Source organism: Denitratimonas organivorans (genome assembly GCF_037478135.1).
GTDB lineage: Bacteria > Pseudomonadota > Gammaproteobacteria > Xanthomonadales > Xanthomonadaceae > Denitratimonas.
In genome coordinates this window covers 85594-101744 of the sequence record NZ_JBBHDV010000002.1, presented here as the reverse complement: position 1 = coordinate 101744, position 16151 = coordinate 85594, and the positions used below count along the sequence as shown (strand labels likewise).

Genomic DNA, 16151 nt, shown 5'->3' with positions numbered 1-16151 from the left:
GGATCTGGGGCGGAAATGCTCTTTCCAATCCCCAATCCCGAACCCCCAATCCCGGCCTCACAGCGTCCTTGCCACCTCGATGCGTTCGAAGCACTCGATCTGGTCACCCGGCTGCACGTCGTTGTACTGCTTGACCGCGATGCCGCACTCGGTGCCGGAACGCACTTCGTCCACGATATCCTTGAAGCGGCGCAGCGATTCCAGTTCGCCCTCGAAGATCACGGTGTTGTCGCGCAGCACGCGGATCGGCTTGTTGCGCTTGACCACACCCTCGGTGACCATCGAACCGGCTACGGCGCCGAACTTGGAGCTGCGGAACACCTCGCGCACCTCGGCGATGCCGATGATCTCCTCGCGCACTTCCATGCCCAGCAGGCCGGATGCCACCTGCTTCACCTGGTCGATCACGTCGTAGATGATCGAGAAGTAGCGCAGATCCAGATTGTTGGCCTCGATCACCTTGCGCGCCGATGCGTCGGCACGCACGTTGAAGCCGATGATCGTGGCCTTGGAGGTGGCGGCCGAATTGGCGTCGGACTCGGTGATGCCGCCCACGCCGGCGATGATGACATTGATCCGGATCAGGTCGTTGGACAGAGCCGTCAGCGATTGGCGCAGCGCTTCCACCGAACCCTGCACATCAGCCTTGATCACCAGGTTCAGCTGCTGCGGCTGGCCTTCGCTCTGGCCCATCTGCGCCAGCACGTCTTCCATGCGGTTGCCGGCCTGTTTGACCAGGCGCGATTCACGCTGCTTGGTTTCACGCTGCTGCGCGACATCCTTGGCCAGGCGCTCGTCCTCGACCACGACGAAATCATCGCCCGCGCCCGGCACGCCGGACAGGCCCAGCACCACCACCGGAATCGATGGTGTGGCCTCGGGCACCTGACTGCCGGTTTCGTCGAACAGTGCGCGCACGCGACCGTACTGGATGCCGCAGACCAGGTAGTCGCCCTTCTTGAGCGTGCCCTGTTGCACCAGCACCGTGGCGACCGGGCCGCGACCCTTGTCGAGCGCGGATTCGATGACGACACCGCTGGCGCGTGCATCGCGCACCGCGCGCAGTTCCAGCACTTCGGCCTGCAGCAGGATGGCGTCGAGCAGATCGTCGATGCCGGTGCCCTGCTTGGCAGAAACCGGCACCATCTGCACATCGCCGCCGAATTCTTCGGCCAGCACGTCGTGCTGGATCAGTTCCTGCTTGACCTTGTCGGGATTGGCGTCGGACTTGTCGATCTTGTTGATCGCCACCACCAGCGGCACGCCGGACGAGCGCGCGTGCTGGATCGCTTCCACCGTCTGCGGCTTGACGCCGTCATCGGCGGCAACCACCAGCACGATCACGTCGGTCAGCTTGGCACCGCGGGCACGCATCGCGGAGAACGCGGCGTGGCCCGGGGTGTCCAGGAAGCTGATCACGCCCTTCGGGGTGTCTACATGGTAGGCGCCGATGTGCTGGGTGATGCCGCCAGCCTCGCCAGTGGCGATCTTGGTGCGGCGCAGGTAGTCCAGCAGCGAGGTCTTGCCGTGGTCGACGTGGCCCATGATGGTGACCACCGGCGGACGCACTTCGCCTTCGCCCTGGATTTCCTCGACCAGCGCGGTCAGTGCCGATTCGGCATCGTTGTCGCTGGCGCGCACGGCCGTATGGCCCAGTTCCTCGACCACCAGCACTGCGGTGTCGTGGTCGATGGTCTGGTTGATCGTGGCCATCACGCCCATCTTGAACAGCGCCTTGACCACCTCGCCGCCCTTGAGCGCGAGCTTGTTGGCCAGTTCAGCCACCACGATGGAATCGCCGATCGCCACTTCACGCACCACCGGTGCGCTGGGGCGCGAGAAGCTGTGCTGGCCACTGGCGGCGCCACGTCCTGCTTCACGCCGGGTCGGCTTGCGGTTGCGTGCGCCACGGCGTGCGCTGCCGGTATCGGACAGATGCAGCTCGCCGCGCGAGAAACGCCCGCCTTCCGAATCGCGTGCCGCACCAGCGCCACGCGCCGGCCGGGCCGGCCGCGCGCCCGGCTTGTCAGTGCGCGGCGGAGGCGGCGGAGGCGGCGTTTCGACACGCGGCTCGCGCTTCGGGGTCAGGGTTTCGACGATGCGCTTGCGCTTGGGCGGATCCAGGGTTTCGATGATGCGTTCGCGCTTCGGCGCCGCCGGCACCTCGTCCTCGACCTCAGCCACGGGCTCGGCCACAACTTCTTCCACCACGACCGGCTCGGCCGCCTGACGTGCGGCTTCCTCGGCTTCCTGGCGGGCGCGCTCGGCGGCCTCGGCCTCCTCGCGTTCGCGGGCGGCGGCTTCGTCCTTGCGCTTCTGGTCGGCATCTTCCAGCGCGGCCTTCTCGGCCTCGTTGCGGGCCTGGGACTCGGCCAGCTTGCGCTGCGCCTCTTCACGCTCCTCGTCGACCGGCGCTTCGATTTCGGCGCGCTTGACGTAGGTGCGCTTCTGCCGGACCTCGACGTTGACCGTGGCCTTGCCCTTGCCGGCGGGCACGGTCAGCTCCTCGATCTTGCGGCGCTTGAGCGTGATCTGGCGCGGTGCGGCCGCGTCGGTGGCCGGATCGGCCTTGCCCTGGGCGCGGCGCAGAAAGCCGAGCAGCTTCATCTTCTCGGTGGGGGTGACCACCTGATCGGGGCTGTTGAAGCTCATGCCGGCCTCCGCCAGCTGCTCCAGCAGCCTGTCGACCGGGGTGCCGACCAACTTGGCGAGGGATCGTACGGTGACTTCAGACATGCGACTTCCTATGGCTTTGGCCCGCGCAGCAGCGCTGCGGGCGCGTGAATTATCGGTGAGCGGCGCGATCTGCGCGCGTTCACTCGAACCAGTGCTTGCGTGCCTGCATGATCAGCGCGGCGGCGGACTCTTCGTCGAGGCCTTCGACATCGAGGATTTCATCAACGGCCATGTCGGCCAGATCATCGCGCGTGACGATGCCGCGACGTGCCAGTTCATAGGCGAGCTCTTCGGTGATGCCCTCCAGTGCGAGCAGATCCTCGGCCGGTTGGTTGCCGGCCAGTTCCTCCTCGACCGCCAGCGCTTCATGCAGCAGCGCATCGCGGGCCCGGGCGCGCAGTTCCTCGACGATGTCCTCGTCGAAACCCTCGATCGCCAGCAATTCGGCGGCCGGAACGTAGGCGATCTCCTCGATCGTGGAGAAGCCTTCCACCACCAGAATCCCGGCGATTTCCTGATCCACTTCCAGCTTGTCGATGAAGACCTGACGCGCCACGGCCTGTTCGGCCTCGCTCTTGGCGGTGACCTGGTCCTGGGTCATCACGTTGAGCTGCCAGCCGGTCAGCTTGCTGGCCAGACGCACGTTCTGGCCACCGCGCCCGATGGCCTGGGCGAGCTTGTCCTCGGCCACGGCGATGTCCATCGAGTGCTTTTCCTCGTCGACGATGATCGACTGCACTTCGGCCGGCGCCATCGCATTGATGACGAACTGGGCCGGGTTGTCGGACCACAGCACGATGTCGATGCGCTCACCGTTGAGTTCGTTGCTGACCGCCTGCACGCGCGATCCGCGCATGCCGATGCAGGCGCCGATCGGATCGGTGCGGCTGTCGTGCGCCAGCACCGCGATCTTGGCGCGGTCGCCCGGATCACGTGCAGCCGCCTTGATCTCGACCAGGCCCTGGCCCACTTCCGGCACTTCGAGCTTGAACAGTTCGATCATGAATTCCGGCGCGGTGCGCGACATGAACAGCTGCGGGCCGCGCACTTCCGAACGCACCTCGGCCAGATAGCCGCGAACCCGGTCACCGGCGCGCATGGTGTCGCGCGGGATCGCCTTGTCCTTGCTGATATAGGCCTCGGCGTTGTCGCCCAGGTCGATGAACACGCTGCCGCGCTCGACCCGCTTGACCACGCCGGTCAGCAGCTCACCGACGCGGTCGGCATAGGCTTCCACCACCTGGGCGCGCTCGGCCTCGCGCACGCGCTGCACGATCACCTGCTTGGCGGCCTGTGCGGCGATGCGGCCGAACTCGGCGTTTTCGACCTGTTCTTCGATGAATTCCTCGACCTGCGCATCGGCGCGCACATCGAGCGCATCCATCAGGCGGATCTGGCGCGAGGGCGATTCCATCACCACATCGTCGGCCACGATTTCCCAGCGACGGAAGGTTTCGTATTCGCCACTGCGCGGATCGATCTTGACCCGCATCGTCACTTCTTCGTCCGGATAGCGCTTCTTGGCGGCGGACGCGAGCGCGGCCTCCATCGCCTCGACGATGACCTGGCGCGCAACGCCTTTCTCGTGCGCCACGGCCTCAATGACGTTCAACAATTCCTTGCTCATCTGCATCGCTCCGGCGGGCCGACTGCGGCCCCGTAGAGTTGACGGAAAATTCGGGGCGGCCGATCAGGCACCGCGTTTGTTTGAACCGGCAGCGGCCGCAGCGCGCCCGGGCTTGGCCGGCTTTTCGAAGACCGGTACCAGTCGTGCTTTCTGGATCGCCTCGCAGGCCAGCTCAACCGGCTGACCGTCCTGTTCCAGCGTCACGCGGGCATCGGCCACGGCAAGGATACGCCCTTGGAAACGGCGCCGCCCGTCCTGCGGAAACTCCAGCGTGACCTTGGCCTGCTCGCCGATGAAACGGGCGAAATGCTCCGGCTTGAACAGCGGCCGGTCAAGACCGGGTGAGGAGACTTCCAGCGTGTAATGGCTGTCGATCGGGTCGTTCACATCCAGCAGCGCGCTGACCTCGCGGCTGACCGCCTCACAGTCTTCCAGCGTCACCGCGCGGCCGTCCACATCGATATACAGGCGCAGCACGGCATTGCCGCTGCCGGCATTGAATTCGATACCCAGCAGTTCCAGCTCCAGCGCATTCACGACCGGGGCCAGCAGGGCTTCGATCTGGTTTTCGATCTGCGACATGCAATGCACTCAAAGACCCGGCACCTGGGTGCCGAACAAAAAAAAGGGGCACAAGGCCCCATTTTGATTCCAGTCCGGATTCATGGAAGCCGCGTTGCCGCGGACTTCTGTGAAAACCCGTGAACGGGCTTTCCTGGGTCCAGAAAATGTGAAGAGCCTCCGCAGAGGCTCATCACATTACCGAACTGGTAGCGGGGGCAGGATTTGAACCTGCGACCTTCGGGTTATGAGCCCGACGAGCTGCCAGACTGCTCCACCCCGCAGCAGCGAGACAGGCATTCTAGGCTGACATCACCGCGATTGCAAGCCATGCGAAGATGGAGAGTCTGCCGGCTTAGACATGGGCCGGATACCGTCGTGCTTGTAAGCGGATACCGTTTCAGCTTTGCTTGACCACCCCGACGAGCGCGCATGCATGTCCGAAAGCCCTGAAATCCCTTATGCACAGCTGGGTCCGGACACGGTCATCGATGCGGTGCAGTCGCTCGGCCATGACTGCGATGGCCACATCCTGCCGCTGAACAGTTACGAAAACCGGGTTTACCGGGTCGGCATCGAGGATGCGGCACCGCTGGTGGCCAAGTTCTATCGCCCGGGCCGCTGGAGCGATGCAGCCATTCAAGAGGAACACCATTTCACGCAGGAACTGGCCGGCGCGGATCTTTCCGTGGTGGCGCCATTGCTGCATGACGGACAAAGCCTGTTCCATTGGCAGGGCTTCGGCTTCGCGCTGTTCCCCTGCCAGGGCGGCCGCGCACCGGAGCTGTCCAGCGATGACACCCTGCGGCAACTGGGCCGCACTCTGGCGCGCCTGCATGTGGTCGGCGCGCGCCAGCGCTTCCACCATCGCCCGCAACTGGACAGCGAACGTTTCGGCCACGAGCCGCTGCGTTTCCTGGCCGCTTCAGGCTGGCTGCAGGACAGCGTGCGCGACAATTTCCTGTGCGTGGGCCGCGCACTGCTGGCCGAAATCGACGCGGTGTTAGGACGCCACGGCCCGATCACACCCCTGCGCCTGCACGGCGACTGCCACCCGGGCAACATCCTGTGGCGCGACGGGGTGGCGCATTTCGTCGATTTGGACGACTGCATGGGCGGCCCGGCGATCCAGGATCTCTGGATGTTCCTGTCCGGCGGCGCCGCCGAGCAGCGATGGCAACTGGAACGGCTGCTGGAAGGCTACGACGAGTTCCGCGACGCGCCCTGGCACGAGCGCCACCTGATCGAAGCTTTGCGCAGCCTGCGCCTGCTGCATTACCACGCCTGGATCGCACGGCGCTGGAGCGATCCGGCCTTCCCGCGCGCATTCCCGTGGTTTGCCGAAGCGCGCCACTGGGAGGATGTGCTGGTGCAGATGCAGGAACAACTGGCCGCGATGCGTGAGCCGATGTTCGAATGAGTCGCCGCCCACGCACCCCATCAAAGACAGCAACAAGGAGAGCCCCACCGATGCGCCTTTCCATAATCCTGCCCGCGCTGCTGCTCGTCACCGCCAGCGCCGCCCGTGCCGACGACACCCCGCCCGCCGCACCGGTGCTGGCCCAGGTGCTGGCCGAATCCACCACCTTCGACTGGCGCCAGCCGAAGGCGGAAGACACCTTGTATATGGACCTGCCCGGCGGGCGCGTGGTGATCGAACTGGCGCCGCGCTTCGCGCCCGAACACACGGCCAATATCCGCACCCTGGCGCGCGAGGGCTACTGGAACGGGCTGGCCATCGTGCGGGTGCAGGACAACTACGTTGTGCAATGGGCCGATCCGGGCGCCGGCGATGCCACCACACGCAAGCCGCTGGGCACCGCCAAAGCCCGCCTTCCGGCCGAATTCGAACACACCGGCACTCTGCCCGGTCTTGCGCTGATCGACAGCCGCGATGCCTACGCCGAACGGGTCGGCTTCGTCGAAGGCTTTCCGGTCGGACACGATCCGCAGCGCGGCGCGACCTGGCTTGCGCATTGCTACGGCATCGTCGGCGCCGGCCGCGACAATGCCGCCGACAGCAGCAGCGGCGCGGAACTGTATGTGGTGATCGGCCACGCCCCGCGCCATCTGGACCGCAACATCACGCCGGTCGGGCGCGTACTTTCCGGCATGGAACTGCTTTCCGCATTGCCGCGCGGCCCGGCGCCGATGGGCTTCCACGCCGATGCGGCGCACCACGTGCCGATCACTGCCATCACCCTGGCCTCGGAAATCCCGGCCGCCGAGCGCCTGCCGATCGAAGTCTTCCGCACCGACACGCCCGCCTTCCAGCGCCTGGTGCAGGCACGGCGCGAGCGGCATGAGGAATGGTTCGTGGATCCGGTCGGGCGGATCGAACTGTGCAATGTGCCGCTGCCGGTCAGGTTGCGGGCCGATAGTGCGAAATAGCCGGTCAAACCAACAGGCTGCCAGACAGGGCGGACCGGGGCACGCCGACGTGCACGCCCCGGCCCATGCCGTGATGCTGCCGGCTCAGAACGGCTTGGCCAGCACCAGCCAGACGATGGCCACCAGCGCCAGCACCGGCAGTTCGTTGATGATCCGCATCGCGCCCGGGCGCGGCAATGCGCCACCGGCACCAATGGACTTCAGGCGCCGGCCGCAGACGATGTAGTAGACGAAGACCGCCACCACCAGCGCCAGCTTGGCGTGCATCCAGCCCGTGCCCATCGCCACCATCGTCGGGAAATCCGGCAGCACCCGGTAGCCGAACCACAGCACCAGCCCAAGGATGAGGGACAAGCCGAACATCACATGCCCGAAGCGGTACAGCCGCCGCCCCATCAGCACCAGACGCTCGCGCACCGGCGCCTGGTTGCCGGCCTCGCCGAGGTTGACCAGGATGCGTGGCAGGTAGAACACCGCCGCCATGAACGCGATCACGAACACCAGATGAAAGGTCTTGATCCACAGGTACAGGGTCATGGCGTCGGCCTCCGGGCAAAGGGAGGCAGTGTATCCCATTGCCGGCGGCGCCAGATGCCGCTACAATTGGCGGTCTTTGTTGCTTGTCTCCGAGGGTTTCGTCATGAAAGTGCTGTCTTCGCTGAAGTCGGCCAAGTCCCGGCACCGCGACTGCAAGGTCGTCCGTCGCCGCGGCAAGGTCTTTGTGATCTGCAAGAGCAATCCGCGCTTCAAGGCGCGTCAGCGCTGAGATCGCACGCGTCCGCCGCAAGGCGGGTCGCTCTGAAAGGGCCGCAGATTGCGGCCTTTTTCATTGCTGCGCCAGAACGGAAGAACAGTGGCGGCTTTCACCCGGCGCGAATTGCGACATAATGTGACAGCGACGCATCATCCCGACCTGCGAACCGGAGTTCTCCCATGAAACTCGCGCTGCCTCTTCTCCCCGCCCTTGCCCTGCTTGCAACCTGTCTGGCGCTACCGGCACAGGCACAACGTGCCGACACCTTGCTGGTGGACCGGGCCAAAGCCAGCAAGTCCCTGGACAACGCGCCGGTACGCGGCACCACGATGGCGCAGGTCGAAGCCCGCTTCGGTGCACCGACGCAGAAGCTGGAGCCGCGCGGCGGCCAGCAGCCGCAGTGGCCGGTGATCCACCGCTGGGTCTACCCGGACTACACCGTCTACTTCGAGCGTTCGCACGTGATCGACGTGGTCGCGCGCCAGGCCTCGCCGCGCGAGATCGGACCCAAGCCGGTCGAATAAGTATCATGTCCGGCTGGCGCCGAGCGCTTGCCGGACCCGCCCAGCGCGGACCCTTTCCGGCCACGGATGCCTGTGCATCCGTGGCTGTTTCGTTTTCATCTGGAGCATTTTATGCCGCATTGGCGTTTTCCTGCCGAATGGGAACCGCAGGCCGCGATCCTGCTGGCCTGGCCGCACGCTGGCACCGACTGGGCGCAGCGTCTGGCGCAGGTCGAAACCACGTACTTGGCGCTGGTCGGCGCGATCACCCGCTTCCAGCCGGTATTGCTGTGCGTGGCCGGGGAACAGGTCGAACAGCGCGCGCGCGAATTGCTGACCCAGGCCGACGCCGACATCACTGCGATCCGCTTCATCCGGATCGACTACGACGACACCTGGCTGCGCGATTCCGGCCCGATCACGCTGCTCGATGACTCCGGTGCGCCGCGCTTCCTGGATTTCCGCTTCACCGGCTGGGGCGGCAAGTTCGAAGCTGGCCGTGACGATGCGCTGATCGCCGGTCTGGCCGAACGCGGCGTGCTGCGCGCCGACGCGGTGCAGCGCGTCGACTTCGCGCTGGAAGGCGGCGCGATCGAAACCGACGGCCGCGGCACCCTGCTCAGCACCTGGCGCTGCCTGGCCGAACGCCACGGCGAGGATGCGCGTGAGCACGTCACCACCGTGCTGCGCGATTCGCTGCGCCAGCAACGCGTGCTGTGGCTGGAACACGGTTATCTGGAAGGCGACGACACCGACGCCCATATCGACACCCTGGCGCGACTGGCACCGGATGACGCCATCGTGTTCCAGAGCTGCGACGATCCGGCCGATTCGCACTACGCCGAACTGGGCGCGATGGCCGACGAAATCGCCGCGCTGCGCACGGATGAAGGCCAGCCCTACCGGCTGTTCCCGCTGCCGTGGCCGCAACCGGTGCTGGACGAAGGCCGTCGCCTCGCCGCTTCGTATGCCAACTTCCTGATCATCAATGGCGCGGTACTGATGCCGGCCTACGGTGATCCGGCCGACGAGCGCGCCGCAGCGGTACTTGCGAACGCCTTTTCCGATCGCCAGATCATCCAGGTGCCGTGCCGGCCGTTGATCTGGCAGAACGGCAGCCTCCATTGTCTGACCATGCAAATCCCGGAAGGAGCCCTTGCCGATGTCTGATTCCCGCACACTGCGCGTGGCCCTGGTGCAGGAAAGCAACCAGGGCGACGCCAACGCCAACCTGACCCTGGTCGAATCCCGTGTCGCACAGGCGGCGCAGGCCGGCGCCAAACTGGTGCTGTTGCAGGAACTGCACAACGGACCGTATTTCTGTCAGCACGAATCGGTCGATGAATTCGACTTGGCCGAACCGATCCCCGGCCCCAGCACCGAGCGTCTTGGTGCGCTGGCGAAAAAGCATGGCGTGGTGATCGTGGCCTCGCTGTTCGAGCGCCGCGCCGCCGGCCTTTACCACAACACCGCCGTGGTGCTGGAAAGCGACGGTACGCTGGCCGGCAAGTACCGCAAGATGCATATCCCGGACGATCCGGGCTTCTACGAAAAGTTCTATTTCACCCCCGGCGATCTGGGTTTTGAACCCATCGACACCAGCGTCGGCCGCCTCGGCCTGCTGGTGTGCTGGGACCAGTGGTATCCGGAAGCCGCGCGCCTGATGGCGCTGGCCGGCGCGGAACTGCTGCTGTACCCGACCGCCATCGGCTGGGACCCGAACGACGACCAGGCCGAAAAAGACCGCCAGCGTGATGCCTGGATCCTCAGCCATCGCGGCCACGCCGTAGCCAATGGCCTGCCGGTGCTCAGCTGCAACCGCATCGGGCACGAACCCTCGCCCCTCGGCGCGGCGGGCATCGACTTCTGGGGTCACAGCCATGTGCTTGGGCCGCAAGGTGAATTCCTCGCGCAGGCCGGCACCGGCGCCGAACTGCTGGTCTGCGATGTGGATCTTGCCCGCAGTGAAAACGTGCGCCGCTGGTGGCCGTTCCTGCGTGACCGCCGCATCGATGCCTACGGCGACCTGCTGCGCCGCTACCGCGATTGAGATTGTTGATGACTTCCCTGCCCGACGCTCCTGACGACAACACCTCCGACACCACCGCAGCCACCCGTTCCGGCATGGATTCATCGGCGGCACTGGACCCGCTCGACGGTCAGCCGATCATCGAACTGGAACGCGATGGCGTGCACTACACCCTGCTGGGCACCGCGCATGTCTCGCGCGCCAGCATCGAGGCGGTGATCGCGTTGATCCAGCAGCGCGAGTTCGACGCGGTTGCAGTCGAGCTGTGCGAACCGCGCTACCAGGCCATGACCGCGCCCGAATCGATGGCGCAGCTGGATGTCTTCCAAGTCATCCGACAGGGCAAGATCGGTCTGGTCGCGGCGAACCTGGCGCTGTCGGCCTATCAGCGCCGTCTGGCCGAACAATTGGGCGTGGAACCAGGTGCGGAAATGCGCGCCGCGATCGAACAGGCACGGGGCCGGGAACTGCCGGTCTGGCGCATCGACCGCGATGTCGGCGTCACCCTGCGCCGCACCTCGGCCGCAGTCGGCTTCTGGCGCCGGATGACGCTGATGAGTGGGCTGGCGATGAGCCTGATCATCAAGGACGACGTGGACGAGGCCGAAATCGAGCGGCTCAAGCACGGCGACATTCTGGAAAGCAGCTTCCACGAGTTCGCCAGCCGCGATGAAACCCTGTTCAAAGCCCTGATCGACGAACGCGACCGCTACATGGCCGCGCGCCTGCGGGCCGAATCAGACGCGCGCCCGGGCCTGCGCGTGCTGGCCGTTGTCGGTGCCGGCCATCTGGCCGGACTGGCGCGCTATCTGGCCGAAGACAGCACCCCGCCTGATGCCGAAACCGCCGCGCTCAGCGTGGTGCCGCCGCCCAAGCCCTGGGGCGCGTGGTTCGGCGCGGCGCTGACGATCTTTTTGCTGGGCGGATTCGCCTGGGGTTTCTGGCAGGGCGCCGATGTCGGCACCGAATTCGTATTGCGCTGGGTGCTTTTCACCGGCATCGGCGGCCTGATCGGCTGCCTGCTGGCCGGCGGCCACCCGTTCAGCCTGATCACCGCCTTCGTGGTCTCGCCGCTCACGCCCTTCCATCCGGCCCTGTCCTCGGGCATGGCCAGCGCCTGGACGGAAGCCTGGCTGCGGCGCCCGACGGTCGCGGACTTTTCGCGTTTGCGCGATGATGTCGGCAGCCTGTCGGGCTGGTGGAAGAATCGCGTGGCGCGCGTGTTCGTCAACTTCTTCCTGACCAACCTGGGCACGGTCGCCGGCGTCTATCTGGCCGGCTGGGGTATGCTCAAGCGCCTGCTGTAACCCCGCATCCACACCTTCCCCGGCACGAGGAATGTCAGGGAATGTCGATGCCGGACAGCACGGGGAACGGGGGACATCCAGCGATGGCAACGACATGAAATCGGTACTGGTGGCGGAAGCCTCGCCCACACGGCGGCGCGCGCTGGCGATGCTGCTGGGCCAGCGCGGCTGGGACGTGATCGCACCGGCATCGGCGCAGGACAGCCATCGGGTGCTGTCGCAGGCGCAGAACCGTGCCGTGCCGATCGAGGCCGTGGTGCTGGGCTGGCCGGAAAAACTCGAAGCCGCCGACCGCGACCTGCGCCAACTGCTGCACGAAGAGCGCTGGCAGCACGTACCGGTGGTGCTGCTGACCGATGTCGGCAGCGACGCCATCGCGCAATGGCGCATGTCGCGCCTGCGCACCTCGCTGCTGATGTGGAGCGAATACACCCAGGTCGGGCAGCAGATCGAACACGCCGGCACCCAGCAGCTCCTGCCGGCGGTACCGCCCGAGCCGCCGCGCGGCCCGCAGCGCGTATTGCTGGTGGACGACTCGCCCACCGTGCTGACCGCCTTCACCCGCCTGATGCAGCGCCACGGCTATCAGGTGGAAACCGCGTCCAGCGCCGAGGAAGGACTGAAACTGGCGTTGTCGCGACCATTCGACATCGCCATCGTTGATTACTTCATGCCCGGCCGCAACGGCACCGCGCTGATCGCCGCGCTGCGTCGCCATCCGCAGACCCGGCACATCCTGGCGGCGATCATCACCGGCACCTATTCGGACGAGGTCATCGTCGAATCGCTGGCATCAGGCGCGGTGGAGTGCCTGTTCAAGAGCGAAACCAGGGATCTGTTCCTGGCGCGCCTGGCCTCGCTGGCGCGCACCGTGCACGACCGCAAGGCCATCGATGCCGAACGCCGCCGCCTGGAAGGCATCCTGGCGGCGGTGGGCGACGGCGTATTCGGGGTCGAGGCCGATGGCACGATTCTGTTCATGAATCCGGCGGCGGTGCAGATCCTGGGCTATCCCGATGCCAGCCTGCTGATCGGTAAACAGGCCGCCGAAGCCATCCATCCAGGCGCCAGCGGCGAATGGAATCCGGAGCTGCCCGGCGAGCTGTCGCTGTCCTACCGCAACGGCGAAATCCTGCCGCACTGGCAATCGGTGTTCTGGACCGCCTCGCGCCTGCCGATTCCGGTGGAAGGCACAGTCTATCCGTTGCATGTGGACGGCACCCGGCGCGGCTCGGTCGTGGCCTTCCGCGATGTCTCCGCGCAGCGCAAACTGGAGGAGCAGCTGCGCTGGCAGGCCGAGCACGACAGCCTGACGCAGCTGCACAACCGCGCCTGGTTCGAGCGCCAGCTCGATCTGGAACTGCAACGCCTGCGCCAGAACAATGAAACCGCGGCGCTGCTGTTCGTCGATCTGGACCGCTTCAAATACATCAACGACACCGCCGGCCATGGCGCCGGCGACGAACTGCTGATCGAAGTCAGCAAGCGCATCCGCTCGCAGCTGCGCCCCGGCGATCAGATCGCGCGCATGGGCGGCGACGAATACGCGATCCTGCTGCGCAACGTGCCGGCCGAGGACATCGCGCCGCTGGCCGACAGCATCCGCACCGCGATCAGCAATGCGCCCTTCACCCACGCCGGCAAGGCCTACCGCATCACGCTGTCGATCGGCGCCACCTCACTCGACCGCCTCACCACCTCGCCCGAGACGGCGATGGCGCAGGCCGATCTGGCCTGCTACCAGTCCAAGAACGCCGGCCGCGCGCGTTGCCATGTCTACAACCCCGAGCGCGACGACCTGGCCACGATGACCGAGGAACTGGGCTGGTCCACGCGCCTGCAGGACGCGCTGCTGCAGGACCGTTTCGAACTGGTGTTCCAGCCCATCGTGCCGTTGCGCGGCATCGAGAATGAAACCGGCCAGCACCCGCCTTCCGAGCTGTGGCAGCGCCAGTTCCTGCGCAATCCGGACGAGCCGATGATCTTCGAGGCGCTGCTGCGCCTGCACGGCACCGACGGCGATCTGATCCTGCCATCGGTGTTCCTGCCGGCGGCCGAACGCTTCGGCCTGATGGCCGACATCGACCGCTGGGTGATCCGCCGCGCGATCGGCGCATTGCACGAGGTGCGCAACTACCACCGCATGCTGTCGCTGACGATCAACCTGTCGGCCGACAGCCTGGCCGACGATTCGCTGGTGGATTTCGTCACCGATTGCCTGGTGCTGCACAACGTCGATCCGGCCGCACTGATCTTCGAGATCACCGAGTCGCGCACGCTGGATGACATCGTCGGCGTACGCGCGCTGCTCAAGCGCCTGCGCATGCTCGGCTGCCATATCGCGATCGACGACTTCGGCACCGGTTTCTCCACCTTCGCCTACCTGCGCCAGCTGGATGCCGATTTCCTCAAGATCGACGGCAGCATCGTGCAGGGCCTGCCGGATGATCCGCTCGACCGCACCGTGATCGCGGCGCTGGCCAGCATTGCCGAGACCACCGGCAAGCGCACCGTGGCCGAATGGGTCGAGAATCTGGAAACGCTGCACGTGCTGCACGAATGCGGCGTGGATTTCGCCCAGGGCTTCGCCATCGGCTATCCGCGCCTGCAACTGCTGGCCCAGGGTCCGGCCACCGCGCGCATCACTGGCCAGCTGCCGGCGGTTCCGGCAGCACCCACCGCGCGCCCGGCAGGCACGCCTGCGGTGGCGGCTCAAGCCGGACCCGACAGCGTCGATCTTCCCGTGACCGACAACGTGATCCGGCTCGATGCCGCGCGCGGCGGCTGAGTCTGCTGCCCGATGTCCCGGCACTTCCTCTGGTACGACCTGGAAACCTTCGGCCGCGACGCGCGCCGCAGCCGCATCGCGCAATTCGGCGCGCAGCGCACCGATGAAAACCTGGAACCGGTGGAAGAAGCGCAGATGTTCTTCTGCCGTCCCGCCGACGATCTGCTGCCCTCGCCCGGCGCCTGCCTGATCACCGGCATCACCCCGCAGCAGGCGCAGGCCGAAGGGCTGCCGGAAGCCGAATTCGCCGCCCGCATCTTTGATGAAATGTGCCGCCCGGACACCTGCGTGGCGGGCTACAACAGCTACCGCTTCGACGACGAATTCATCCGCAACCTGTTCTACCGCAACTTCCTCGATCCCTACGAACGCGAATGGCGCAACGGCAACTCGCGCTGGGATCTGATCGATGCGGTGCGCATGGCGCGCGCGCTGCGTCCGGGCGGCATCGTCTGGCCACTGCGCGACGACGGCGCGCCCGGCTTCAAGCTCGAACAGCTGGCCGGCGCCAACGGTCTGGTCCACAGCCGCGCGCACGATGCGCTGTCCGATGTGGAAGCCACGATCGCGCTGGCACGCCTGCTGCGCCAGACCCAGCCCAAGCTGTTCGACTACGCGCTGGATCTGCGCGACAAACGCCGCGCCGCCGCCCTGCTCGACTACGCCAACATGACCCCGGTGCTGCATATCTCGCAGCGCTATCCGGCCGCGCAGGGCTGCGGAAGACTGGTGCTGCCGCTGTGCCCGCACCCGCAGATTTCCAACCAGATCATCGTCTGCGACCTGGCCGACGACCCCACGCCGCTGATCGAACTGCCGGCCGAAGACATCCTCGGCCGTCTCTACACCCCGCGCGCCGATCTGCCCGAAGGCGTGGCCCGCATCGGCCTGAAACAGGTGCATCTGAACCGCGCACCGATCCTGATCGAACTGCGCCACCTGAGCCCGGAACAGCAAACCGTGTTCGGCATCGATCTGGAACGCGAACTGGCCCACGCCCAGCGCCTGCGCGACACCCCCCGGCTGGCGGAAAAAGTGCGTCAGGTCTTCGGCCAATCGCGCCCGGACGATATCGAACTGGACCCGGATCTGGCGATCTACACCGGCTTCCCCGATCACCACGACAAACGCCTGTTCGGCCAGGTGCGACGGCAGCGGGAACAGGCGCCCGCCGGCGGGCAATTCGGCTTCAACGATCCGCGCTACGAAGAGCTGGCTTTCCGCTTCCGCGCCCGCAACTGGCCCGACGCCCTGCCGGCCGACGACCACGCCCGCTGGCAGCAGCATCGCCGCGAACGTCTTGCCAGCGGCAGCGAACTGTCCGAATACGATTTCGACACCTATTTCGCCGAAATCGCTCAGCTGCGCACCACACCCGATGCCGGCCCCGACGCGCACCGCATCCTCGATGCGCTGGAAGACTGGGGCAGGCAGGTGCGGCGCTCGTTGTAAGCTCGTCCCGGCCCCGTACGCGACACCGGAATGTCGCCGCCCGACAACAGCCGCACGTCCCGG

13 protein-coding genes and 1 tRNA gene are annotated in these 16151 nt (G+C 66.3%); 9 read left to right on the top strand and 5 right to left on the bottom strand.

What is annotated here, in order from left to right:
• Positions 1-57: 57 nt before the first annotated feature.
• The 4 genes from infB to WDB66_RS02745 all read right to left on the bottom strand — a co-directional run bounded on the left by infB (position 58) and on the right by WDB66_RS02745 (position 5148).
• Complete coding sequence (gene infB, locus WDB66_RS02760; protein WP_339396955.1) at positions 58-2736, bottom strand: translation initiation factor IF-2; 2679 nt, start codon at positions 2734-2736, stop codon at positions 58-60.
• Between the two features lie 79 nt (positions 2737-2815).
• Positions 2816-4303, bottom strand: coding sequence for a transcription termination factor NusA (gene nusA, locus WDB66_RS02755; protein WP_339396953.1), 1488 nt, complete (start codon positions 4301-4303; stop codon positions 2816-2818).
• A gap of 63 nt (positions 4304-4366) precedes the next feature.
• Positions 4367-4885, bottom strand: coding sequence for a ribosome maturation factor RimP (rimP, locus tag WDB66_RS02750; RefSeq protein ID WP_339396951.1), 519 nt, complete (start codon positions 4883-4885; stop codon positions 4367-4369).
• 186 nt (positions 4886-5071) lie between these two features.
• Positions 5072-5148, bottom strand: a tRNA-Met gene (locus tag WDB66_RS02745).
• Between the two features lie 152 nt (positions 5149-5300).
• Between WDB66_RS02745 and WDB66_RS02740 the strand changes: the two genes are divergently transcribed.
• Complete coding sequence (locus tag WDB66_RS02740) at positions 5301-6284, top strand: serine/threonine protein kinase (protein WP_339396949.1); 984 nt, start codon at positions 5301-5303, stop codon at positions 6282-6284.
• A gap of 50 nt (positions 6285-6334) precedes the next feature.
• Positions 6335-7255, top strand: coding sequence for a peptidylprolyl isomerase (locus WDB66_RS02735; protein ID WP_339396947.1), 921 nt, complete (start codon positions 6335-6337; stop codon positions 7253-7255).
• A gap of 84 nt (positions 7256-7339) precedes the next feature.
• Here the strand turns inward: WDB66_RS02735 and WDB66_RS02730 are convergent, their stop codons facing one another.
• On the bottom strand, positions 7340-7792 hold the full coding sequence (locus WDB66_RS02730; RefSeq protein WP_339396945.1) for a CopD family protein: 453 nt from the start codon (positions 7790-7792) through the stop codon (positions 7340-7342).
• Between the two features lie 103 nt (positions 7793-7895).
• On the opposite strand from WDB66_RS02730, the gene ykgO reads away from it, so the two are divergent.
• The 7 genes from ykgO (at position 7896) to sbcB (ending at position 16088) form a co-directional block, all read left to right on the top strand.
• A complete protein-coding gene (ykgO, locus tag WDB66_RS02725) occupies positions 7896-8021 on the top strand; it encodes a type B 50S ribosomal protein L36 (RefSeq protein ID WP_029213509.1) in 126 nt (41 codons plus the stop codon).
• A gap of 167 nt (positions 8022-8188) precedes the next feature.
• Positions 8189-8533, top strand: a complete 345-nt coding sequence (locus WDB66_RS02720; RefSeq protein WP_339396941.1) for a hypothetical protein — start codon at positions 8189-8191, stop codon at positions 8531-8533.
• A 111-nt stretch (positions 8534-8644) separates the two neighbouring features.
• Positions 8645-9682 carry an agmatine deiminase family protein gene (locus WDB66_RS02715; protein WP_339396939.1) on the top strand — a complete coding sequence of 346 codons (1038 nt, stop codon included), beginning with the start codon at positions 8645-8647 and terminating at the stop codon, positions 9680-9682.
• Complete coding sequence (locus WDB66_RS02710) at positions 9675-10562, top strand: carbon-nitrogen hydrolase (RefSeq protein ID WP_339396937.1); 888 nt, start codon at positions 9675-9677, stop codon at positions 10560-10562. Before WDB66_RS02715 ends, WDB66_RS02710 begins: the two co-directional genes overlap by 8 nt.
• Positions 10563-10570: 8 nt before the next feature.
• On the top strand, positions 10571-11848 hold the full coding sequence (locus tag WDB66_RS02705; protein WP_339396935.1) for a TraB/GumN family protein: 1278 nt from the start codon (positions 10571-10573) through the stop codon (positions 11846-11848).
• 94 nt (positions 11849-11942) lie between these two features.
• Entirely contained in the window at positions 11943-14636 is a 2694-nt protein-coding gene (locus tag WDB66_RS02700) for a GGDEF/EAL domain-containing response regulator (RefSeq protein WP_339396933.1), read from the top strand.
• Between the two features lie 12 nt (positions 14637-14648).
• The gene (gene sbcB, locus WDB66_RS02695; protein WP_339396931.1) at positions 14649-16088 is read left to right on the top strand and encodes an exodeoxyribonuclease I; all 1440 of its coding nucleotides are present in this window, start codon (positions 14649-14651) and stop codon (positions 16086-16088) included.
• The last annotated feature ends 63 nt before the right edge of the window (positions 16089-16151 follow it).